Here is a 22981-nt window from a genome sequence, read left to right on the forward strand (position 1 = left end):
GGAGGCTCACCGCCCGCCCCGCGGAGTCGCACACCTGGAGTGGAAATCAACTACCTTATTACAGAGTAACAAAGAAAAGATAAATTTCTTAAACCCACTGAAAGAACTAATTATACTTTTCCTGAAAAATTCCCCTTTGTAAGGTTATACTATTAATGGTAATATATAAATAGACAGACAATAAAGAGTATTTATTTTATTCTTAATTGTAAACGGTTACAACGGAGGTGTGCCAGCTATGTTATTAGGTAAAAAACGTAAGCCGGGTAGGAAAATCGAGGATATTTCAGTTGGTGAAAAGCTGACATTGACAGAGAAGATCGAGGACAAAGATTTACTATTGTATCTGGGTTTGACGAATGATGCCAACCCATTGTACATACAACATGACTATGCCTCACAGACTCCATTTAAAAAGCCACTGGTCCCAGCGATCATGCTGACAGGGATCATAAGTTCTGCCGTCTCAAAATATCTGCCTGGACCTGGTTCTCACATTATGAAACAAGAGCTTGAGTTTCCAAAGGCTGTTTATCATTACGAAACAATCCAATTTCTCTTTGAAGTGAAAAATATAGACAGCAGCAGTCACCTGGTTACTATTGATGTGATTGCAACGAATGAGCAGGAGGAGACCGTTATCAGAGGATCGATCGCTGTCTGCCCCCCTCATAAGCTTGAAAAGATGAATGGTAGTGCCCTGGATAATTTTTAATGAAGAGGAAGACTGACCGGTTAAAGCTGGTCAGTCTTTTTGTTTGCACGGGAAACTGTCAGAAGAAATCTGGTTCAGGATTGGGAATCTTGTCTTTTTTTATATTATAATGAATGCATAATTAAATAATTTTTGGATGATGGGGTTTTTAATACAGGTATATGGAGGAACACTAATTGAGCAAAAAGATTCTTGTAGTAGACGATGAGCAATCAATTGTCACACTGCTGAAGTACAATCTTGAGCAGGCGGGCTATTCAGTTATCACAGCCCATGACGGTGAAGAGGGCCGCGATTTGGCATTGGAAGAGGTTCCTGATTTAATGATCCTTGATTTGATGCTTCCAAAAATTGATGGGATTGAAGTGTGTAAACAGATTCGCCAGCAAAAAGTGATGATTCCCATTCTGATGCTGACAGCGAAGGATGATGAGTTTGATAAAGTATTAGGCCTTGAACTTGGAGCAGACGATTATATGACCAAGCCTTTCAGCCCGAGAGAGGTCATGGCCAGAGTAAAAGCAATCCTACGCAGAAGCCAGGCAGTCATCGATGTTGCTGAACATCTGCGTTCAGAACAAAAAGACTATCTTCAAGTAGGTGATTTGAAGGTCTTTCCTGAACAATATGAGGCTTATTTCGCTGAGAATCTGCTGGAGCTGACTCCAAAGGAATTTGAACTACTGATGTATCTGACAGAAAACCGAGGCAGAGTCTTGACACGAGATCAGCTGCTTAGTGCCGTATGGAACTATGACTTTGCCGGAGATACAAGAATCGTCGACGTACATATCAGCCACTTAAGAGAAAAAATTGAAACAAATACTAAAAAGCCGGCTTATATCAAAACTATCAGGGGATTGGGCTATAAGCTGGAAGAGCAGAAAGGTTCATGATCAAATTTAGATCGCGGCTCTTGTTCGCGCTCATCATGTTGATCATTGTCGTATTGATCGGGCTTGGTTTGCTGTTGGGACAAATTTTTAAAAGCTATTATCTGCAATCCTTTAATAACAGAATTGAGAAAGAGGCCAAGCTGGTTGTCAGTGAGGTCATCACGTCGCAAGACCCCCAATCCATTTCCGACGGGCAGATAGAGGAAATCAGCCAATTGCTTGATATCAGGGTGACTATAACCGGACCTGGCGGGGATATTTTGAAGGACAGTGGCCCTTTTGCTGGAATTGATTCAGAAAAACAAAAGGAAACCATCACGGAAATTGCGGCAGATTGGAACAGCGGCCTCCAGCAAACGGAATTGATGAGAAATGGCAGTGAGGTTGTGTATTATTGGCAGCCGATCGACAATGGTGAAGAGTCGTCCCTGTTAATATTGAGTTCCAGTGTTGATATCCTGGTTGCAGGTTATAAACAAATTTGGACAGTACTTTCAGTATCACTGGGCCTTGCACTGGTGGTTATTATCATGCTGGGTGCAAGGATAACATCCAGCTATACGAAACCGATTGATTCTGCTACAAAGGTAGCAATGGAACTGGCCAAAGGAAACTATCGTGCCAGAACTTATGAAGACCGGATGGACGAGACCAGTATGTTGAGTACATCCATTAATATACTCGCCAGAAACCTGCAGGAAATGAAGTCGGCACAGGACATTCAACAGAACCGGTTGACAACACTCATTGAAAATATGGGAAGCGGCTTGTTGTTGATTGACCACAGAGGATATGCGGTACTGACAAACAAGGCATTCAAAGAATTCTTTTCCATCACTGCTGAACGTATCACCAATAAACGATATTACGAGGTTATAAAGTTTCCTGAGGTAAATAAATTAGTTGAAGAGATTTTCATGACAGAGCAAAAAATTCGGAAACAGCTGCTCCTGCCTCTCACAATTGAGAGAAAGCACTTTGAATTATACGGTGCTCCCATCATAGGCACGAAGGAAGAATGGAAAGGTATCGTACTTGTTTTTCATGATATTACAGAGCTGAAGAAACTTGAACAGATGAGAAAAGACTTTGTTGCAAATGTGTCCCATGAACTCAGGACCCCTATCACTTCTATAAAAGGGTTCAGTGAAACGTTATTGGATGGCGCAATGAACGATAAAGAGACATTGGAAATGTTCTTAAATATCATCCTGAGGGAAAGCGACAGGCTTCAGTCGCTGATTACTGATTTACTGGATTTATCTAAAATGGAGAAGCAAGGATTTCAACTCAATGTCCATGAGACGGATATGAAAGAACTACTCATAGAAGTTATAACCATTCTGGAGAAAAAGCCGGAGAAAAAGGATATTGAGCTTGTGCTTCATGCAGATGAGGCTGTCCTTGCAGAGGTCGATTCATTCAGGATCAAACAAGTTTTTATCAATTTAATCGGCAATGCCATCACTTACACTCCTGCGGGAGGTGAGGTATCCGTTTCATTAAAGCAGTCTGATTCCGTGATAGTGATTGAAGTTCGGGACAATGGAATCGGCATTGAAGAGAGTGAGTTTCCCCGCATATTTGAGAGGTTCTATCGGGTGGATAAGGCCAGAAGCCGTGACTCCGGCGGGACTGGGCTTGGGCTTGCGATCGTAAAACATTTAATAGAGGCTCATGGAGGAACTATCGGGGTTGAAAGCAAAGTGAACGAAGGAACCACCTTTACGGTTACCCTGAACAAAAAGTTTACGGAGGGACGTTAGGGTAAGGTATTCTCACAAAATAAGTAACTTTACACAGGCTTTACATTTTTTTCAATGTAGCTTAATAAATGGGTGTTACTATACAAAGTGAAAACCCCTTCATCCAGGAAACCCTGAAAAGGTGAGAACTGACCCCGTTCTCACCTTTTCTATTTATTTAGTTTAATCAAATTTTAAAATATAATTAGCTTTCAAGACAATAAAGACCTCTTTTCAAGGCGCAACTTGAAGTGATTTTGAAAGTTCATGTCTTTAAGAGTTTTCCTCAAGACACATTTAGAGGTTATATTCCCAATTCATGTTCTTGAGACCCCACCTGAAAACATTTTAAGAGGCGATTTTTACGGTTCATGTCCTTGAAGAACGCACCTCAAGCCACTTTCCCGATAATTCCCATAGATCAACTTAAAACGCTTCTAATATCCCTTCATTTGCGATTAAACCCACAACTCACTCCGATAGTAGAATGTCCTTTATTTCATGTTCCTGAATAGCGGCCGCGCTCACTTTTTAACATTGGATATATTTTTGTAATGATTTTGAAACCTATTTCTGTTTGAATCGTATAAGTAGGTAATGAGATAGAGAGGGGTATGTATATGAGCCTTAAGCAAATCTATAAGGTAGCGGGGATGATAGTCGGGGCAGTGATTCTGATTGTTGTTTTGTTCTCATCCTGGTTCACAGTGGATGAATCAGATCAGGCTGTCGTCCTGACTTTTGGAGAAGCCGGTGAGACGATTACAGAATCCGGTTTGAAATTCAAAATGCCGTGGCCTGTTCAGACAGTCGAGAAATTATCGAAGGAAACTTACAGCCTTCAATTTGGCTATGAAGAAAAAGATGGGCAAATCACCGAATTTCCAAAAGAAACGAAAATGATCACAGGTGATGAGTATATTGTTCTGGCTGACATGGTCGTTCAGTGGAAAATCACAAATCCCGAAAAATATTTATTTAATGCAGAAGATCCTAAAGAGATTTTATATGATGCTACATCTTCTTCTTTAAGAAGTATCATCGGAAGCACGGAAATCGATGAAGCGCTGACTTCGGGAAAGGCTGAAATTGAAGCGGAGGTAAGGGATCTGCTCGTAACCCTGGTCGATAAATATGATATAGGAATCTCTGTCATTGGCGTGAAGCTGCAGGATGTCGAGCTGCCGAATGACGATGTCCGTAAAGCTTTCACGGACGTAACGGATGCACGTGAAACCATGAATACTAAAATTAATGAAGCTGAAAAGTATCAAAACCAGAGATTGAATGAGTCGCAGGGTGAAAAGGATGCCATCATTTCCCGTGCAACTGGGGAAAAAGCGGCAAGGATTGAGCAGGCGCGCGGGGATGTAGCTGTATTCGATAAGTTATATGCCGAATATAAAGGCAATCCAGAGATCACCAAGCAGCGTTTAATCCTGGAAACACTTGAGCAAGTTTTACCGGATGCGGAAGTTTATATTATGAATGATGACGGAAACACAATGAAATACTTCCCGATCCGTCCAATGGAAAAAGAAAAGCCTGTTCAAGGTCAAGAAGGGACTGCTACTAATGAGTGATTCCAATATTACCAATTTTAATGATAGGAAAAAACCCGAAATTCAATGGAGACAATATACGAAGCTCGGTATCTTTTTAGTTGTCACTATAGCGGTGTTACTGCTGATCCTGCTGAATGTCTTTGTGGTAAAAGAAGGAGAGTACAGGGTCGTGCGCCAGTTTGGTGAAGTTGTGCGGATTGAAGAGGACCCTGGTCTGAATTACAAAATACCGTTTATCCAGTCGGTTTCCACTCTTCCGAAATATCAAATGACCTATGATGTATCAGAAGCCGAGATCAACACGAAAGATAAGAAAAGAATGATGATAGATAACTATGCTGTATGGAGAATCGAAGACCCTAAAAAAATGATCTCCAATGCGAGAAATGTAATCAACGCAGAAACCAGGATGGAAGAGTTTATTTATTCTGTTGTACGTGCTGAACTGGGTAAACTCAACTATGCTGAAGTCATTAACGATGAAAAGTCTGCCCGTGGAAGCCTTAATGACCGGGTGACGGAAAGAGTGAATGAACTCCTGGATAAAGGAAATTATGGGATTTCAGTTACTGATATCAGGATGAAACGAACAGATTTGCCGGAAGCAAACGAAAACTCTGTTTACACAAGGATGATATCTGAACGGGAGAAAACGGCACAGGAATATTTGTCAAAGGGCGATGCCCAGAAGCAAAGAATCATGGCTGACACAGACAGGGAAGTAACTGAACTGCTTGCAAAAGCCAAGGCTGATGCCAATGTCATCAGAGCCGAAGGAGAGTCTGCAGCGGCCAAGATTTACAACGAGTCCTTTTCAAAGGATCCTGAATTCTACCAGCTTTTCAGAACCCTTGAATCTTATAAGAAAACCATTGACGGAGAAACTGTTCTGGTCCTTCCATCGGATTCGTCATATGCCGAGTTACTGATGGGGTATACAGAATAAAAAATACAATTTTATAAGTAAACCGGCACCCGCCGACAAAGGGCCGTTATTTTTCCTTTCTATTCTGAACATGATAGAATGAAGGAAAGATAGCGGTTTTTTTGTCGTATTTTAAAACTGACAAGAACCTTGACCTGGGAGGTTTATTATGAAGAAAAAGTTAGTTCTGATTGATGGTAACAGTATAGCTTATCGTGCTTTTTTTGCGCTGCCATTATTGAATAATGATAAAGGGGTACATACAAATGCTGTGTATGGTTTTACCACCATGCTGCAAAAAATCATGACAGATGAAGAGCCGACCCATATTCTGGTCGCATTCGATGCCGGAAAGACGACGTTCAGACATAAAACATTCGGTGAATATAAAGGCGGCAGACAGAAGACTCCGCCGGAATTGTCTGAGCAATTTCCGTATATAAGAGAATTGCTGGATGCTTACCAAATCCCAAGATATGAGCTTGAGAACTACGAGGCAGATGATATTATCGGAACCTTATCACTTCAGGCAGAAAAAGACGGCTATGAAGTGAAAATTATTTCCGGAGATAAAGATTTGACGCAGCTGAGCTCTGAAACGACTACTGTGGGCATCACCCGCAAAGGGATCACGGATATTGAGGTGTATACCCCGGAACATATCATGGAGAAATGGGAGATTACCCCTGACAGGATCATAGATATGAAAGGGCTGATGGGGGACAGCTCCGATAATATCCCTGGAGTACCTGGAGTTGGTGAGAAAACGGCAATCAAGCTGTTGAAGCAGTTTGGAACGATTGAAAAACTGTTGGAATCAATTGATGAAGTGAGTGGGAAAAAGCTGAAAGAAAAGCTTGAAGAACACAAAGACCAAGCTGTGATGAGTAAAGAACTTGCCACCATCCTGCGTGAAGCTCCGATAGAGGTGACAGTGGAGGAACTGAATTATGAAGGAAGCGATGATAAGAAACTGAAAGCATTCTTCAAAGAGTTAGGATTCAGTTCCCTTCTTGAAAAGATGGGCGAGACGGTGGAAGAAGACCAGGATTTGCAGGACGTTTCTTATGAAATTTTATCTGAAGTGAAGAAGGAGCACCTTGAAGAAGATTCTTCCCTGTATGTCGAAGTGATGGAAGATAATTATTTCAATGGAGAGATTGTCGGAATCAGCATGAGAAATGGTAGCGGGAATTATTTCTTCACATTGGAAACAGCCCTGGCTTCGGATGCTTTTAAAAAGTGGGCCGCTGATGAAAAGATGAAGAAATCGGTTTACGACGCTAAAAGATCCATTGTGGCCTTAAGGAGGCAGGGTGTCGAATTGACTGGTGTCGAATTTGACTTGTTGATTGTGTCTTACATTCTTAATCCGGCTGAATCTGCCGATGATTTTGCTGGTGTTGCCAAGAAACACGGGGCTTCCGTCATTGAATCGGATGAAGCTGTATATGGCAAGGGTGCGAAGCGGAAGGTGCCGGAAGAAGAGAAACTTGCAGAGCACCTTGCGCGAAAAGCGAATGTGGTATATGAGCTGAAGAGCACATGCGAAGAAGCGTTAAAAGAAAATGATCAGTATCAGTTGTTTACAGATCTTGAACTCCCGCTTGCCATCATTCTTGCCGATATGGAATATACAGGTGTGGGTGTAGACGTGGACCGCCTGAAAGAAATGAAGTCGGAACTTGCTGAACGGCTCGATGAAATGGAAAAGAAAATCTATGAGTTGGCGGGCGAAGAGTTTAACATCAATTCGCCGAAACAGCTTGGGGTCATTTTATTTGAAAAGTTAGAGCTTCCGGTCATCAAGAAGACCAAAACAGGCTACTCAACGTCTGCGGATGTTCTTGAGAAACTGCAATCCAAGCATGAGATTATTGATCATATCCTGCATTACCGTCAGCTCGGTAAGCTGCAATCGACATATATTGAAGGATTGTTAAAGGTCATTCATGAAGATTCAAATAAAGTCCATACGCGTTTTAACCAGGCTTTGACCCAAACAGGAAGGCTCAGTTCAACGGATCCCAACCTGCAGAATATCCCTATCCGTCTGGAGGAAGGCCGGAAGATCAGGCAGGCGTTCATCCCTTCAGAGAAAAACTGGCTGATGTTCGCGGCGGATTATTCACAGATTGAACTCCGTGTCCTGGCTCATATTGCAGGGGACGAAAAACTCATCCATGCATTCAATGAAGGGATGGATATCCATACCAAGACAGCGATGGATGTATTCCATGTCGATGCTGACAGTGTCACTTCCAATATGAGAAGACATGCAAAAGCCGTCAACTTCGGCATTGTCTATGGAATCAGTGATTTTGGGCTTTCTCAAAGCTTGGGAATCACGAGGAAAGAAGCTGGAGAATTCATTCAAAGATACCTGGACAGTTATCCGGGGGTTCAAGAGTATATGGATGATATCATCAGTGAAGCGAAACAAAATGGGTTTGTTAAAACACTGCTGCAAAGACGCAGATATATCCCTGAAATTACAAGCCGGAACTTCAATCTCCGAAGCTTTGCTGAAAGAACAGCGATGAACACTCCTATCCAGGGAAGTGCAGCAGATATCATTAAAAAGGCAATGATTGATATGGCCGCAAGACTGGAAAAGGAAAATCTTCAAACGCGCCTCCTTTTACAGGTTCACGATGAATTGATTTTTGAAGCACCCGAAGATGAAATAGAACGCTTGAAAGAGATTGTGCCGGAAGTAATGGAAAATGCCGTAGAGCTTGAGGTCCCGTTAAAAGTGGATTATTCCTATGGACCGACATGGTATGACGCAAAATAAAACAACTAGGTGGGTGAACTGAGTTGCCAGAACTGCCAGAAGTGGAAACCGTCAGAAGAACCCTGGCGGAATTGGTTACCGGAAAAAGGATTAAATCTGTATCGGTTTTTTGGCCCAAGATGGTCAAGCTTCCTGATGAAGTAGAAGAATTTAAATTATCCTTGCAGGGTGAAACCATTCAAGGAGTCGACCGCAGAGGGAAATTTTTGATCCTGCAAACAGACAGGTATTCCCTTGTCTCCCACCTTCGTATGGAAGGACGGTATGGGGTGTTTCCAGGCGATGAAGAAGTAGAGAAACACACCCATGTCATCTTCCATTTCGAAGATGGAACAGAACTGAGGTATAAGGACGTTCGTAAATTCGGCACGATGCACTTATTTCCAAAAGGAGAAGAGAATCTGAGCCTTCCGTTGTCACAACTTGGTCCAGAACCGTTTTCTCCCAATTTCACAGTGAACTATTTGACCGAAAAACTGGCAAAAACCGAGCGTGCTGTAAAAGCTGTCCTGCTTGATCAGACGGTGTTAGTCGGCCTTGGAAACATCTATGTTGATGAGGCACTGTTCAGAAGCGGTATTCATCCTGCAAGAAAGGCCAAATCGGTTAAAAAATCTGAAATGAAAAAGCTTCACAACGAAATCATCGATACACTAAGTGAAGCAGTTGAACAGGGCGGCAGCACGATCCGTTCTTACGTAAACTCACAAGGCCAAATCGGCATGTTCCAACAGCAGCTGTTTGTCTATGGCCGGAAGAATGAGGAGTGCAGGAGCTGCGGCAAACCAATAGAAAAAAATGTTACCGCCGGCAGAGGGACTCATTTTTGTCCTAATTGCCAGAAATAGACTTAGACATTGTCTATTATTGGAGACACCATATCCAGGAGAGGTGCTTTGGGGTGGCGGACTCCCTAATAAAGAGAATCGACCTGGTTAAAGTGGTGCATTGGTATGGTGGAATTCGAAAAGAAGAGAATCGCCCCCGTCGAAGTGTTGGTTTGACATGGTGGAATCTCAAAAGAAGAGAATCGACCCGGTCGAAGTGTTGGTTTGACATGGTGGAATCTCAAAAAAAGAGAATTGACCGGGTTGAAGTGGTGCTTAGACATGGTGAAAATCGAAAAGAAGAGAATCGGCCGGGTTGAAGTGGTGCTTAGACATGGTGGAATACGAAAAGAAGAATCGACCCGGTCGAAGTGTTGGTTTGACGTGGTGGAATCTCAAAAGAAGAGAATCGACCCGGTCGAAGTGTTGGTTTGACGTGGTGGAATCAAAAGAAGAGAATCGACCCGGTCGAAGTGTTGGTTTGACATGGTGGAATCTCAAAAGAAGAAAATCGACCCGGTCGAAGTGTTGGTTTGACATGGTGGAATCCGAAAAAAAGAGAATCGGCCGGGTTGAAGTGGTGCTTAGACATGGTGGAATTCGAAAAGAAGAGAATCAGTCCGGTCCAAGGGTTGCTTCGGATGGCCGATTCTCAAAAGAAGAGAATCAGCACAGTCAAAGGAGTATATCTAAAACACTAAATTCAAAGACTTCATGTGGACTCCCTAAAGCAAAATAAATTGTTTCTTAACAACTGATAAGCTCTCTCCATATACTATCGTAGTTTTTAACGTATGGAGGATAGCCGGAGAAAAGGAAAAAAATTCTGGTGTCGACTCTCCTGATTTATAGTCGGAGGAGGAGCTTATCAACATGAGTGGAACACTTTTATTATTCATGCTTGCGTTCGCTGTAAGCCTGGACAGCTTTAGTACAGGGCTGACTTATGGCCTGAGGAAAATGGGGATGCCGCTTAAGTCCATTGTGATCATTTCAATTTGTTCCGCCGGTTCGCTCCTGGCAGCAATGTCTATAGGAGGAGCAGCGGAAAACGTTCTCTCAGAAGGAGCCGCAGATAAAATTGGCGGGCTTATTCTGATTGCACTCGGTGCTTTTGTCCTTCTGCAATTTTTTCGTTCGGGGAAAGATACATCAGTTGATGAAGAGAAAATTTTATTTAATTTTGAAATTGAATCGATTGGGCTCGTCATCAATATTTTAAAAAGGCCAATGGCAGCAGACTTTGATAAATCAGGGACGATTACCGGAGTGGAAGCAATAATGCTGGGGCTTGCCCTTTCACTCGACGCATTCGGTGCTGGAATCGGAGCAGCATTGTTAGGGTACTCTCCGTTACTGCTTGCTGTTACGGTCATGATGATGAGTATTATCTTTCTGTCAGCAGGTCTAAAAATCGGAAAAAGTTGTGCTCATATGGGGTGGGTGCAGAAGGTATCTTTTTTACCGGGTGTACTGTTGATAGTGATTGGCGTGCTTAGGTTCTGAGGGTAAAGAAAGGATGACTGATAATGAAGTCAATTATCGGCCTGACTGGCGGAATTGCCAGTGGAAAAAGTACAGTTTCAAAACTTCTTATACAAAAAGGTTTTACCGTGGTGGATGCCGACGCTGCTGCGCGTAAAGCGGTGGCACCGGGAGAGCCGGCCCTTGAAAAGATAATTGAGGTGTTTGGTGAGGTCATCCTGAATCCTGATGGGACTTTGAATCGTTCAGCACTGGGTGATATTATTTTCACCAGTGAAGAACGCAGAAAAGAACTGAATGGCATTGTCCATCCCGCTGTGAGAGCTCAAATGCTTGCTGAAAAAGATCAAGCGTTTGAAAGTGGAAAACAGACGGTCATCATGGATATCCCGCTTCTGTTTGAAAGCAACTTAACTTGGATGGTCGATAGAACAATCGTTGTGTATGTTGATCGAGAAACTCAGTTAAAGAGGCTCATGAAGCGAAACTCATTGACAGTGGAAGAAGCAACTGCCCGGATCCAATCCCAAATGCCGCTCCAGGAGAAAAAAAATCTTGCACAGGCCGTATTGGATAACACGGGCACTATTGAAAATACACTGGAACAGCTGGATGAACTTATTGTCCGCTGGAACCTGCTGCCGTAAAAAGAAGCTGAAAATGCTTCTTTTTTTGTCTTTTGTCACGAATTTTTGCTATCAAATGTATAGGGTTGATTGGAATAGAAAGTGTGTGTGCCCTCGGGGAATATCTGGACGTAGGTTGCAGCGCCAAGCCCCTCGAGTTATGTGCCTGACGTGAGTGTGGCGCTTCCATTTCTCCTTGCGATCAGTGATCAAGTCCACTTTCGCTGTAAACACATATTATGAAAAGAGAGTGTTATTTTGTCTTTTGAAAAGTTGGAACAGTGGTAAAGGGACTGGGAAGTTACGAATATTGTAAAGGACAGCACGGGTTAAAGATTCAGAATAATTAATCATTTAAAATATGCGAATTTATCATTCAGTTTTTTTATAAATATGTTATACTATTGCTAATTGAAACACACAAAAAGTATAACGTTTATATAGAGGGGAGCCAAATTAATGAAGGCGAAAATTGCAATCAATGGTTTTGGACGTATCGGCAGAATGGTATTCAGGAAAGCAATCTTAGATGAGAATATTGAGATTGTAGCAATAAATGCGAGTTATCCTGCTGAAACATTGGCACATTTGATAAAGTATGACACAAATCATGGTATTTTCCAGGCTGAAGTAGCGACTGAGGAAAATGCAATTATTGTGAACGATAAACGTGTTAAATTGATAAGCAATCGTGACCCTAGAGAACTTCCTTGGAAAGATCTTGAGATTGATATTGTCATAGAGGCAACAGGAAAATTCAATTCTAAAGATAAAGCAAGCCTGCATCTTGAGGCCGGTGCGAAAAAAGTAATCCTTACTGCGCCTGGTAAAAACGAAGATGTAACCATTGTTATGGGTGTAAATGAAAGCGCTCTAAAAATTGAGGAACATGACATCATTTCCAATGCTTCTTGTACAACAAACTGCCTGGCGCCTGTAGCCAAAGTGCTGGATGAACAGTTTGGCATTGAAAATGGTCTTATGACAACGGTCCATGCCTACACGAACGACCAGAAAGAATTATCGATAATCTCATAAGGACTGAGGAGGAGCAGGAGCTGGCGGACAGTCCATCATCCCTTACGACTACAGGAGCTGCGAAAGCATTGTCCTTGGTGCTTCCTCAATGGAAGGTAAGCTTCACGGCATGGCGCTGCGTGTCCTACACCGAATGTCTCGCTTGTTGATCTTGTTGTTGATGTAAAAAGAGATGTGACTGCAGAAGAAATCAATGAAGCATTGATTACAGCATCACAAGGTTCGTTGGAAGGCATCCTGCAATTCACAACTGAACCGCTTGTATCCATCGACTTCAACACGAACCCGCATTCTGCCATCATTGACGGTCTGTCAACAATGGTCATCGGCGACCGCAAAGTAAAGGTCCTTGCATGGTATGACAACGAGTGGGGTTATTCCTGCCGGGTTGTAGACTTGACGAAATATGTGGCACAGCAAATGAAAACGAGCGTGAATGTATAAAATAGATTTTCGAGAACCGGGGGCTCCCCGGTTTTTTTGTTTTTTCAGCTTTTTCATCTCGGTCTCTGTATCTCCAAAAAGCCTTTTTGCACAAGGCTCTTTTCGTAAACTTTGTTGCTATTTAATACAAACTATAAAAAATACTTACTTATTTAACTAAAAAAAGCTGATAAACAAGAAGAAAAGAGCTAATTCACCTTATTCAGAGAAAAAAGCCCTTGTCTCCAAGGGGAAAATCCGGCTCTTTGGATTTTTCCGAGAGCAACAATATATACGAAAACAGCGTTGCACAAAGCTTCTGGCTTTTTAATAAGATAAATGTTTTTTTGAATATATATTGATTGGAGTCACATACCTGGAGCGGAAATCAGCTTTATATCTCAAGAGTAACAATCTCATTTATACAGTTAGTTTTGGGGTGTTCTCACCTTTCTCACTACATTATAAAGTTGGCTTCTGCTTAAAATAGGGGCCGACTTTATCACCCTATTTTTGAGTCCCGTCCTTTTAAAAATGGGGATATAGGTGGGGTTGATTAAGGACGAAACACCCTATTATAGACAGGATCAGCCCTTATAATGGTGAACCCCTCCTTTTAATAAACAGAATCTGAATTGACAACAGGACGATTAAGAAATGACATGATCATTCCAGCATTCAGGACGAACTTCTGAATGTATGTAGGGCACGACTCCTTATCCAATCAAACAAATTTCCTGTCACCCTAAAGACAACAAAAACTACCTATCAGAGTGTTAGAGAAAACATGCGTAAATTCCTATTTTAAGGGAAAACACTTTATAAAGGCTCAATATTAAATCGGGGAATAGCCGGTGAAGAATAAGACTATATCGAATGATGAACCCATGAAAACCTATTCGGAATGAGGACTCTAGGGACTTTGAACAGGAACCAACTAATGCATAAAAATAATTAATTTTTTTTATTGCAAATCTGAAATAAACAAAGTATACTATTTTTCGTGAACTTCTTGAACGCAAATGTAAATATTGTTAACTACTTAAAGGGTTAGGACCTCTTCGGACTAACTTTCCCCCGTGGTAGTTATTATGTTGCCGAAGGATAGGTTCATTTTGACGAAAAAAATTATGTCAAAGGGGGAAACAAAAAATGGAAACAATGGGTAGACATGTAATCTCAGAATTATGGGGTTGCGATTTTGACAAGTTAAACGATGTAAATGAGATTGAAAGAACGTTTGTAGATGCTGCATTGAAATCAGGTGCAGAAGTTCGTGAGGTGGCTTTCCACAAGTTTGCTCCACAAGGTGTAAGCGGAGTGGTTATCATTTCAGAATCTCACTTGACGATCCACAGCTTTCCTGAACATGGTTATGCCAGCATTGATGTATATACTTGCGGTGATCTTGATCCTAATATCGCTGCTGATTATATAGCTGAAGCCTTAAATGCACAAACGCGCGAGAATATCGAATTGCCGCGCGGCATGGGTCCTGTACAAGTGAAACAATCAAAAGTGAACGCACTATAAAATTTGCGGAGCCTTCTATAATATAGAATGGCTCTTTTTTATTTATATTATAATAGATTAAGAGCGGAAACCTGCAGTGTTTCTGCTTTGGAAAGGGAATGCTTTTTTTAAGCCGCGAAATTCGGTACAATAAGGACAGGAATGTATTTACGGCAAATATCTATAAAGTCTCTGTCCTTGGAGTATTGAGACTTAAATTAAAGATCGTGAGGGAAAGAACTTGGGAGTGTTTTCATCCATAATCACCATATTTAAATCTGATATAGAAACATCGGATTCAAATCCTGATAAAGAACTTAAGACCCGTTATTATAAATCTGCCCAGGACAAGGTGTTTCAGGCTGTGCTGGATTTATTTTCATCCAGTGACTATAGAGTAATCTCAGAGTCACGGGAACGGGGAGAGATAACGGTGGAGAAAAGCGGGTTTCCAGGTTATTTTATCGTTGTGACAGCTATAAATGTTGCCCCGTTTGAATCAGCAGTTGATTTTAAAATCAGTGCTGATAAAAAGATACCTGGCTCTTATGCAAAAATGAGGCAGAAAATCACTTCTTATTACCAAGTATTGGACAGCAGGCTGAAAAGGGCATAAATTCCATCTTGTGAATATAGGCTTAGTTTTATATTATTTAATTATATAAACGAAAGTCCGACTGTTACAAAGATTATCGGAGCTGATATTATGAAATGTCCATCATGCAAATTTAATGGAACCAGAGTTGTTGATTCCCGTCCGGTTGATGAAGGACGCTCGATTAGAAGAAGGCGGGAATGCGAGAAGTGTTCTTACAGATTCACTACTTTTGAAAAAGTAGAAGAGTTTCCTCTCATCGTGGTAAAGAAAGAAGGCACACGTGAAGAGTTCAGCCGTGAGAAAATGTTGAGAGGCCTTATTAAAGCGTGTGAAAAGCGCCCAGTCTCCCTTGACATGCTGGACAGCATCACTGGGGATATAGAAAAAGAATTAAGGAATGAAGGTTCATCAGAGATTCAGTCCGAGAAAATCGGTGAACTTGTGATGGACAGGCTGGCGAAAGTAGACGAAGTGGCTTATGTTCGGTTTGCTTCGGTGTACCGTCAGTTTAAGGATATTAATGTGTTTATTGATGAGTTAAAAGACTTGATAAAAAAAGATTAACTGGATTTGAGCTGAGGGACCACTTGGCTCTTTTTCTCTTTGTTTCAAGGCATCATGGAAGTCAGCGTTTACGGAAAGGTAAGGGAGATTAGTATGATGAAACATTGGAATAAAATTCAGCCTGTCGACAGGTATACTGTTTGTTTGAACGGGATCATACAGGAATATGAACGGAAAGCAGTTACCTTTTTATATCAGCCATTGATAGGACCGGTATGCTACAGCCTGTATATGACCCTCTTAAATGAAGTAGAGGAATACAGGTTGAATTCAGAACAATCTTCGCATTACCATCTGATGAATTTTCTTTCATCGAATCTGCCGGATATCTATGAAGCCAGACTAAAGTTAGAAGGAATCGGACTGTTAAAAACCTATGTGAAGCAGGATGGAGATCCGCGGGAATTCATCTATGAGATTCAGCCTCCGTTATCTCCTCAGCAGTTTTTTACGGATGGAATGCTTAATGTTTACCTCTTTCGTAAAATCGGAAAAACGCATTTTAACCGCTTAAAAAAATTCTTTTGTGATGAGGAAGTGGACTTTTCTCAACATCAAGAGATCACCCGGTCATTTCAGGATGTTTATAGTTCAAGCCAATCCATCAATCTGCTCGATGAGGAAGCAGAGAATGCAAGCTCATTGGATGCACGTGAAAAATTCACAGATCCCAGGAATTCTGCAGGGGTGCCTGTGGATACCATCGACTTCGATTTTGACCTGCTGCTTGCAGGCCTTTCACAGAGTATGGTGCCGAGACGGGCTTTTACACCTCATGTGAAAGAAACGGTGTCCAAACTAAGCTGCTTATACAGTATAGACCCGCTGCAGATGAAGAATGTAGTTTTGAGCGCTTTAACGGAAGATGATGAAATAAATATTGAGGAATTGCGAAAAGCAGCAAGGGATTGGTATCAGTTGCAACATGCAGGAGATCCCCTCCCTGACCTTCAGCCTAAAATTTCAAAAAGTGCTCCACCTCCCAAGAAACAGCCGGCATCTAAAGAGGAAGAGCTGATTGAGTATCTGGAAACCACTTCCCCCAAAGAAGTGCTCAAAGATATTTCTGGTGGGATCGAACCGGCGTCAAGCGATTTGAAGGCTATTGAAGAAGTCATGATTTCAAAGAAACTTTCCACAGGGGTTACCAATGTTTTGCTGCAATATGTTCTGTTGAAGACGGATATGAAGCTGACCAAAGGATATTTGGAGAAAATTGCATCCCATTGGGTCCGAAAAAAAGTATCGACTGCTCAAGAGGCAATGGAGCTGGCCAAAAAAGAACATCGCCAGTATCTGGATTGGGCGGAAGGTAAAAAAGAAACTCCAAAGAAGAGTTACAAAAAAACGCCTGTCCGTACTGAAAAGCTTCCTGATTGGTTTGATGAAAAACCTGCTTCCAAAGAAGAAAATGATCCTGCCCAAAGCAGCTCTGATTTTGAGGAACAGAAACGGAAGCTTGAAGAAAAGCTGAAGAAATATCGAAAGTAGGTGGAGAAGATAGAACCGATCAATAACACCCTGAAAAAGCTTGCTGGCTCCCAGACCTTTAAAGAAAGATACGAAAGAATGAGGCAGGAGATCATGCAAGATGATTATGTTAAGCATTTCATTGAAAAAAATCAAGGGAAAGTCACCAAGACGATGGTGGATAACAGCTTGATGAAACTTTATGAATACATCACACAGAGCAAACAATGTGTCGATTGTCCGAGCCTTGGCCAATGTAAAAACATGATGAAAGGATTTGATCCTCATCTGGTCATAAGAGGGAATGTGATTGATATCGAGTATCATATCTGTCCTCGGAAAGAAATGGACGATGAGAAAAGAAAATCAGAAAAACTCATCAAGAGTCTCTATGTACCGAAGGACATTCTGCAGGCATCCTTTTCCACTATCGATCTTGATTCGCCCGGGAGACTGGAAGCAGTTGATCTTGCCAATGAGTTTGTCGAGAACTATGAAGCTGGTAGGAACCTGAAGGGGCTGTATCTTCATGGTAAGTTTGGAGTGGGAAAATCTTATCTATTGGGAGCTATCGCAAACCAGCTGGCAGAGAAAAAAGTTGCCTCCCTTCTTGTGTATATACCGGAATTCGTCCGTGAAATGAAGCAGTCTCTCAATGATCATTCCATGGATGATAAACTCGAAGCAGTGAAAAAGGCACCTGTTTTAATGCTTGATGACATTGGAGCAGAAACGATGTCGAGCTGGGTGAGGGATGAAATCATCGGGACCATCTTGCAGTTCAGGATGCTCGAGAATCTGCCAACCTTTTTCACCTCGAACTTCGATTATGAAGGCCTCAAACATCACCTCACCTATTCTCAGCGTGGAGAAGAAGAGAAGATGAAAGCGGCCAGGATTATGGAAAGAATCAAATATCTGACAAAACCGGTCCTCCTGGACGGGATCAATAGGAGAGAATAGAAGCGGGTCTTCCTGCTTCTTTTTTTTGGGGGGGCTCTAACGTCCAACGGCTGGTGTATTTCCTGGCTCCGTTTTAATGTCTTCTAATGGTAACTGAACAACTCTTTCTGTTCGTTGTGTTCCTTCGATAGCCCCCAATCAGTACGCCGCTCATCGGGGCCTTTCCGCTATTTATATGAAAATTGAACCAAGCACTTCTAATTTGTCCCAGCCCCCCATATATATAAAGCAGGGATTTGGCTTTAAAGGGGGGAACGGATTTGTTTGAATTGATTTTCAAACAAAATGGAGACGCAAAAAATCTCCAACATTTCTTTGAAAAAGAATCGTGCGACACTATGATCCACGAAACCCTTTTTCAAAATCAAATGCATTATATTGTTTCAATCAAGAAACAGGAAAATAAGCAAATCATCTTAGATGGACTATTCAGGTTCATTATGGATATAAAGCGCTTAGAATGGGCTGCATATATATTATCTGAATACTACCTCTATAAGGATCCACATGAACAGGAACAGATCCTGACGATCATTGGGGAGATGCTTTCAGGTGAAAGGGATGAATTAACCTGTTTACTGGCAGAATGGGATGAAACGGGGTTCGTGATGAATAACCTCGTTTCTTTAATGGAAAGCGAGGAGCCTGTCCACTTTGATTCTTTTGTGAAATTTCGACTTAAAGCCCTTTATGAAAGAATGATTTTGTATGTGGAAAAGGCTATAGATGAATACAAGCTGGAACAGGACTACCAGATGTTTGTCCAAATGCTGAGAGACTACCTGGCGAGCAAAATCGATCAACAGGAAACCATTCATTTATATTTTTCAAGCTGCGATTTACTGTTCTTCAACTCTGAATTAAAAGAAATGAAACGAAATGAATTGTTCAGAGTGGTGGATAAGCGGCTTTTGACCAACCACCCTGTCTATGTTGATTCCTATACGATCGCACCATTGCTGTCGATGGCCCCCAAAATGATCAACGTGTATTGTGCAGAGCCTGAATTAAAGTTGATCCGCACGATTCAAAACATTTTCGAGGAGCGTGTCAGGATCCTGCCGTTATCAGCTTTTCCGGGGAGCATTCATTCAGACATTCCTGATGCTGCAAACGAATAACAAATTTTACAGTGATGTGCTTGATTTTCCTCATCTAACCGACTATAATAACCTACATATTAACTTCATATATCAAGGTTTTGATGAGGACAACAGTATTCAAAGACGGTTTGCCAGAGAGGGAAGCGATGGGCTGGAACTTCCTAACACGATTGAAATACTTACCCCCTCTGAACTTCAACCATGAACACGAACGAGCGAAAAATGCAGAAGAAATTCGCCGCAATCTCTCCTCCACTGACGAACGAGAAGCAAGAAGTTCAAGGAGATGAGAGAGAGAGGACCGGTGCGTATCTATAATACGTGAGGATCCGAGCGAGCGAAATCGACGCAGAAATTCGCCGCAATCTCTCCTCCCCTGACGAACGAGAAGCAAGAAGTTCAAGGAGATGAGGGAGAGAGGACCGGAGCGTATCTATAATACGTGAGGATCCGAGCGAGCGAAATCGACGCAGAAATTCGCCGCAATCTCTCCTCCCCTGACGAACGAGAAGCAAGAAGTTCAAGGAGATGAGAGAGAGAGGACCGGAGCGTATCTATAATACGTGAGGATCCGAGCGAGCGAAATCGACGCGGAAATTCGCCGCAATCTCTCCTCACCTGACGAACGAGAAGCAAGAAGTTCAAGGAGATGAGAGAGAGAGGACCGGAGCGTATCTATAATACGTGAGGATCCGAGCGAGCGAAATCGACGCGGAAATTCGCCGCTTATCGTTCGTCAGTATTGGTTGACGGCAGCAGCCGTTATATGATCCGGAGTCATTTGCATTCATTCTTTTTTCCATGAGCAAATGAAAAGTTGGGTGGAACCACGAGACTATTACAACAAACCTCGTCCCTTCATTTATGAAGGGACGGGGTTTTTTTGTTTTTTTTTTCGAAGCTGTTTTATGAAGGACAGTTTTATGGACATGATTTACCCTGTAGCAAAATCTTAAGTAACATCTTTTAGAAAACTGAATTAAGGAGGAAAATCATTATGTCAGAAGCATTGAAAATCACTTTTCCAGATGGGAATGTAAAGGAGTTTCCACAGGGAACAACAACTGAAGAGATCGCTTCTTCCATCAGCCCGGGCCTGAAGAAAAAAGCTTTGGCAGGGAAGGTCAATGGAAATCTTATAGATTTAAAAACACCAATTACAGAGGACGGAGCCATCGAGATTGTGACACCTGACCATGAGGATGCCTTGGAGGTCCTTCGTCATAGTACTGCCCACTTGATGGCGCAGGCTATCAAGAGATTGTATCCTGATGTGAAATTGGGAATCGGGCCTGTAATCGATGGCGGCTTCTATTATGATATCGATACTGAGCATTCAATCACGCCGGAAGATCTTCCTAAGATTGAAAAAGAAATGAAAAAGATTGCCGAATCAAATCTCGAGGTGATCCGAAAAGAAGTAAGCCGTGATGAAGCTCAGAAGATGTATGAAGAAGTTAGCGATGAATATAAAATTGAACTTCTTGAAGCAATTCCAGAAGGAGAACAGGTATCCATCTATGAGCAAGGCGATTTCTTTGACCTTTGTCGTGGAATCCACGTGCCTTCAACAGGGAAGATAAAAGAGTTCAAGCTTCTAAGTATTGCGGGTGCCTACTGGCGCGGAAACAGCGACAACAAGATGCTGCAGCGTATTTATGGTACAGCATTTTTCAAAAAAGAAGATTTAAAAGAGCACTTGCGCCTTCTTGAAGAAGCGAAAGAGCGTGATCACCGCAAAATCGGTAAAGAGCTGAACTTGTTCATGAACTCGCAAAAAGTTGGACAAGGCCTTCCAATGTGGCTGCCTAAAGGTGCAACAATCCGCCGCATCATTGAGCGCTACATTGTTGATAAAGAAGAAAAACTTGGCTATGACCACGTCTACACTCCAGTTATGGGAAGTGTCGATCTTTATAAAACAAGCGGACACTGGGATCATTATCAAGAGAACATGTTCCCTGTGATGGATATGGACAATGAGCAGTTAGTGCTTCGTCCGATGAACTGCCCGCACCATATGATGATCTATAAAAACAGCATTCACAGTTACCGTGAACTGCCAATCCGTATCGCGGAACTTGGTACGATGCACCGCTATGAAATGTCCGGTGCGCTCTCAGGCTTACAGCGTGTCAGAGGGATGACGCTGAATGATGCCCATCTATTTGTACGCCCTGATCAAATCAAAGAAGAGTTCAAACGTGTTGTTCGCTTAGTTCTTGAGGTTTACAAGGACTTTGATCTAAATGATTATTCCTTCAGGCTTTCTTACCGTGACCCTCAAGATACAGAAAAGTATTTTGATGATGATGAGATGTGGAACAAAGCGCAGCAAATGCTGAAAGAAGCGATGGACGAGATGGAAATCGATTACTTTGAAGCGGAAGGCGAAGCGGCATTCTACGGTCCTAAATTGGATGTGCAGGTAAAAACTGCCTTAGGAAAAGAAGAAACATTATCAACTGTTCAGTTGGACTTCCTGCTTCCAGAGCGCTTTGACTTAACGTATATCGGTGAAGACGGTAAGCACCATCGTCCGGTTGTTATCCACCGCGGAGTGGTTTCAACGATGGAACGCTTTGTTGCTTTCCTGATTGAAGAGTATAAAGGAGCATTCCCGACATGGCTCGCTCCTGTTCAAGTTCAAGTCATTCCAGTTTCCCCGGATGTTCATTTCGATTATGCAAAAAAAGTTCAGGAAGAGCTTCAGGCACAAGGTCTACGTGTAGAGCTTGATAGCCGTGATGAAAAAATCGGTTATAAGATTCGTGAAGCCCAGATGAGCAAGATACCATACATGCTTGTTGTCGGTGATAATGAAATCCAAGAAGAAGCCGTCAATGTTAGAAAATACGGCGAGCAAAAGTCTGAAACAGTTTCACTGTCAGATTTCGTTCAAAAAGTAACGGACGAAGTGAATAGATAATACGAAAAGCCGGCCCTCTGATGAGAGCCGGCTTTTCGCGTATTCAAAGACCACATAACATAGCAGCCAATTCATAATTGGCTGCCAAAGGTATTAATTGTTTTCCGCTTCAAACTCTATAGATTCGCCATTGCTCATATCAATGTCCACTTCCATAAATTCAAAGTCTTCCCTCAGGTTAAATCCTTTGACAAGCTGTGAAACGATTTCCTCCTGGTCAGTGGTTTCGTCAAACGTAAGTTGTTCGGTGAAAATTGGGTAAAGGGTTTCAAACGCCTGAGCACCGTCTAGCTCCTCACCATTAATATTATCATCTAAGCTGGCTTCAAGACCATCGTCTTCTTTCTCATATTCTACTTCATATGCCGCTTCGAGCATGTCAGGGTATTCCACATCGATTTCAAAGTAATCGAATTTAATGCCGTCCGCCCGTTCATCTGTAAACTCTTCTTCATCTTCTGTCTCTGCCTGGTTATCTAAAGCCTCTTCGTCTTCCGCGCAGGCACCAAGAAACATGGACAGTGATAGTGCACCTATAATTGATAATGTTTTCTTCATTGTTCTTCCTCCTTTAAATTTTTAATGTACTATACTATTTCACTTTCAGCTTCTTTTGAAACATTTTTTTAAAAAACTGTTGCAGTCAGAGAAATTCTTTGATAAGATAATTCTTGTTGCAAAAGAAAGCGATCATTTGACAGTGTATGACTGATTATGATATAGTACTAAGGTAATTGAATACAGTTTGCGGTAAAGAAGAAGCTACCCGCTTCTCACCTGATTGACGCATTAGGCAGTTG

18 protein-coding genes and 1 pseudogene are annotated in these 22981 nt (G+C 42.0%); 18 read left to right on the top strand and 1 reads right to left on the bottom strand.

Going from position 1 to position 22981, the window contains the following annotated elements; all coding sequences use genetic code 11:
* The first annotated feature begins 238 nt into the window (after nt 1–238).
* The 18 genes and pseudogenes from BSG1_RS14300 (at nt 239) to thrS (ending at nt 22181) form a co-directional block, all read left to right on the top strand.
* Nucleotides 239–715 carry a MaoC/PaaZ C-terminal domain-containing protein gene (locus BSG1_RS14300; RefSeq protein ID WP_006837806.1) on the top strand — a complete coding sequence of 159 codons (477 nt, stop codon included), beginning with the start codon at nt 239–241 and terminating at the stop codon, nt 713–715.
* A gap of 176 nt (nt 716–891) precedes the next feature.
* Nucleotides 892–1611 (top strand): response regulator transcription factor, encoded by a 720-nt coding sequence (locus BSG1_RS14305; RefSeq protein ID WP_006837807.1) that lies wholly within the window; start codon nt 892–894, stop codon nt 1609–1611.
* Nucleotides 1608–3377, top strand: a complete 1770-nt coding sequence (gene pnpS, locus BSG1_RS14310) for a two-component system histidine kinase PnpS (protein WP_044022942.1) — start codon at nt 1608–1610, stop codon at nt 3375–3377. The genes BSG1_RS14305 and pnpS overlap by 4 nt, the downstream gene beginning before the upstream one ends.
* A 599-nt stretch (nt 3378–3976) precedes the next feature.
* A complete protein-coding gene (hflK, locus tag BSG1_RS14315; protein ID WP_044022943.1) occupies nt 3977–4939 on the top strand; it encodes an FtsH protease activity modulator HflK in 963 nt (320 codons plus the stop codon).
* Entirely contained in the window at nt 4932–5867 is a 936-nt protein-coding gene (gene hflC, locus BSG1_RS14320; RefSeq protein ID WP_006837810.1) for a protease modulator HflC, read from the top strand. Before hflK ends, hflC begins: the two co-directional genes overlap by 8 nt.
* A gap of 148 nt (nt 5868–6015) precedes the next feature.
* Nucleotides 6016–8643 carry a DNA polymerase I gene (polA, locus tag BSG1_RS14325; RefSeq protein ID WP_006837811.1) on the top strand — a complete coding sequence of 876 codons (2628 nt, stop codon included), beginning with the start codon at nt 6016–6018 and terminating at the stop codon, nt 8641–8643.
* A gap of 23 nt (nt 8644–8666) precedes the next feature.
* Nucleotides 8667–9491 carry a DNA-formamidopyrimidine glycosylase gene (mutM, locus tag BSG1_RS14330; protein ID WP_006837812.1) on the top strand — a complete coding sequence of 275 codons (825 nt, stop codon included), beginning with the start codon at nt 8667–8669 and terminating at the stop codon, nt 9489–9491.
* A gap of 261 nt (nt 9492–9752) precedes the next feature.
* Nucleotides 9753–9905 carry a hypothetical protein gene (locus BSG1_RS20925; RefSeq protein WP_006837814.1) on the top strand — a complete coding sequence of 51 codons (153 nt, stop codon included), beginning with the start codon at nt 9753–9755 and terminating at the stop codon, nt 9903–9905.
* A 438-nt stretch (nt 9906–10343) separates the two neighbouring features.
* On the top strand, nt 10344–10976 hold the full coding sequence (gene ytaF, locus BSG1_RS14345) for a sporulation membrane protein YtaF (RefSeq protein WP_006837816.1): 633 nt from the start codon (nt 10344–10346) through the stop codon (nt 10974–10976).
* A 23-nt stretch (nt 10977–10999) separates the two neighbouring features.
* Nucleotides 11000–11602 (top strand): dephospho-CoA kinase, encoded by a 603-nt coding sequence (gene coaE / locus BSG1_RS14350; RefSeq protein WP_006837817.1) that lies wholly within the window; start codon nt 11000–11002, stop codon nt 11600–11602.
* 438 nt (nt 11603–12040) lie between these two features.
* Nucleotides 12041–13063 (top strand): annotated as a pseudogene (locus BSG1_RS14355) (glyceraldehyde-3-phosphate dehydrogenase).
* Between the two features lie 1131 nt (nt 13064–14194).
* Complete coding sequence (gene speD, locus BSG1_RS14360; protein ID WP_006837820.1) at nt 14195–14575, top strand: adenosylmethionine decarboxylase; 381 nt, start codon at nt 14195–14197, stop codon at nt 14573–14575.
* A gap of 220 nt (nt 14576–14795) precedes the next feature.
* Nucleotides 14796–15170 (top strand): hypothetical protein, encoded by a 375-nt coding sequence (locus BSG1_RS14365; RefSeq protein WP_006837821.1) that lies wholly within the window; start codon nt 14796–14798, stop codon nt 15168–15170.
* Between the two features lie 90 nt (nt 15171–15260).
* Nucleotides 15261–15716: a transcriptional regulator NrdR gene (gene nrdR / locus BSG1_RS14370; RefSeq protein ID WP_006837822.1), complete on the top strand. Its 456-nt coding sequence runs from the start codon at nt 15261–15263 to the stop codon at nt 15714–15716.
* A gap of 93 nt (nt 15717–15809) precedes the next feature.
* Nucleotides 15810–17207 carry a replication initiation and membrane attachment family protein gene (locus BSG1_RS14375; RefSeq protein ID WP_044022945.1) on the top strand — a complete coding sequence of 466 codons (1398 nt, stop codon included), beginning with the start codon at nt 15810–15812 and terminating at the stop codon, nt 17205–17207.
* A 9-nt stretch (nt 17208–17216) separates the two neighbouring features.
* Nucleotides 17217–18149: a primosomal protein DnaI gene (gene dnaI / locus BSG1_RS14380; RefSeq protein WP_044022947.1), complete on the top strand. Its 933-nt coding sequence runs from the start codon at nt 17217–17219 to the stop codon at nt 18147–18149.
* 260 nt (nt 18150–18409) lie between these two features.
* Nucleotides 18410–19270, top strand: coding sequence for a sporulation protein YtxC (gene ytxC, locus BSG1_RS14385; RefSeq protein ID WP_044022946.1), 861 nt, complete (start codon nt 18410–18412; stop codon nt 19268–19270).
* A gap of 979 nt (nt 19271–20249) precedes the next feature.
* A complete protein-coding gene (gene thrS, locus BSG1_RS14395) occupies nt 20250–22181 on the top strand; it encodes a threonine--tRNA ligase (protein ID WP_006837828.1) in 1932 nt (643 codons plus the stop codon).
* 93 nt (nt 22182–22274) lie between these two features.
* Here the strand turns inward: thrS and BSG1_RS14400 are convergent, their stop codons facing one another.
* Nucleotides 22275–22739 carry a YusW family protein gene (locus tag BSG1_RS14400; RefSeq protein ID WP_006837829.1) on the bottom strand — a complete coding sequence of 155 codons (465 nt, stop codon included), beginning with the start codon at nt 22737–22739 and terminating at the stop codon, nt 22275–22277.
* Nucleotides 22740–22981 lie beyond the last annotated feature (242 nt).

It is taken from the genome of Bacillus sp. SG-1 (genome assembly GCF_000181495.1).
Taxonomy (GTDB): domain Bacteria; phylum Bacillota; class Bacilli; order Bacillales; family Bacillaceae_B; genus Rossellomorea.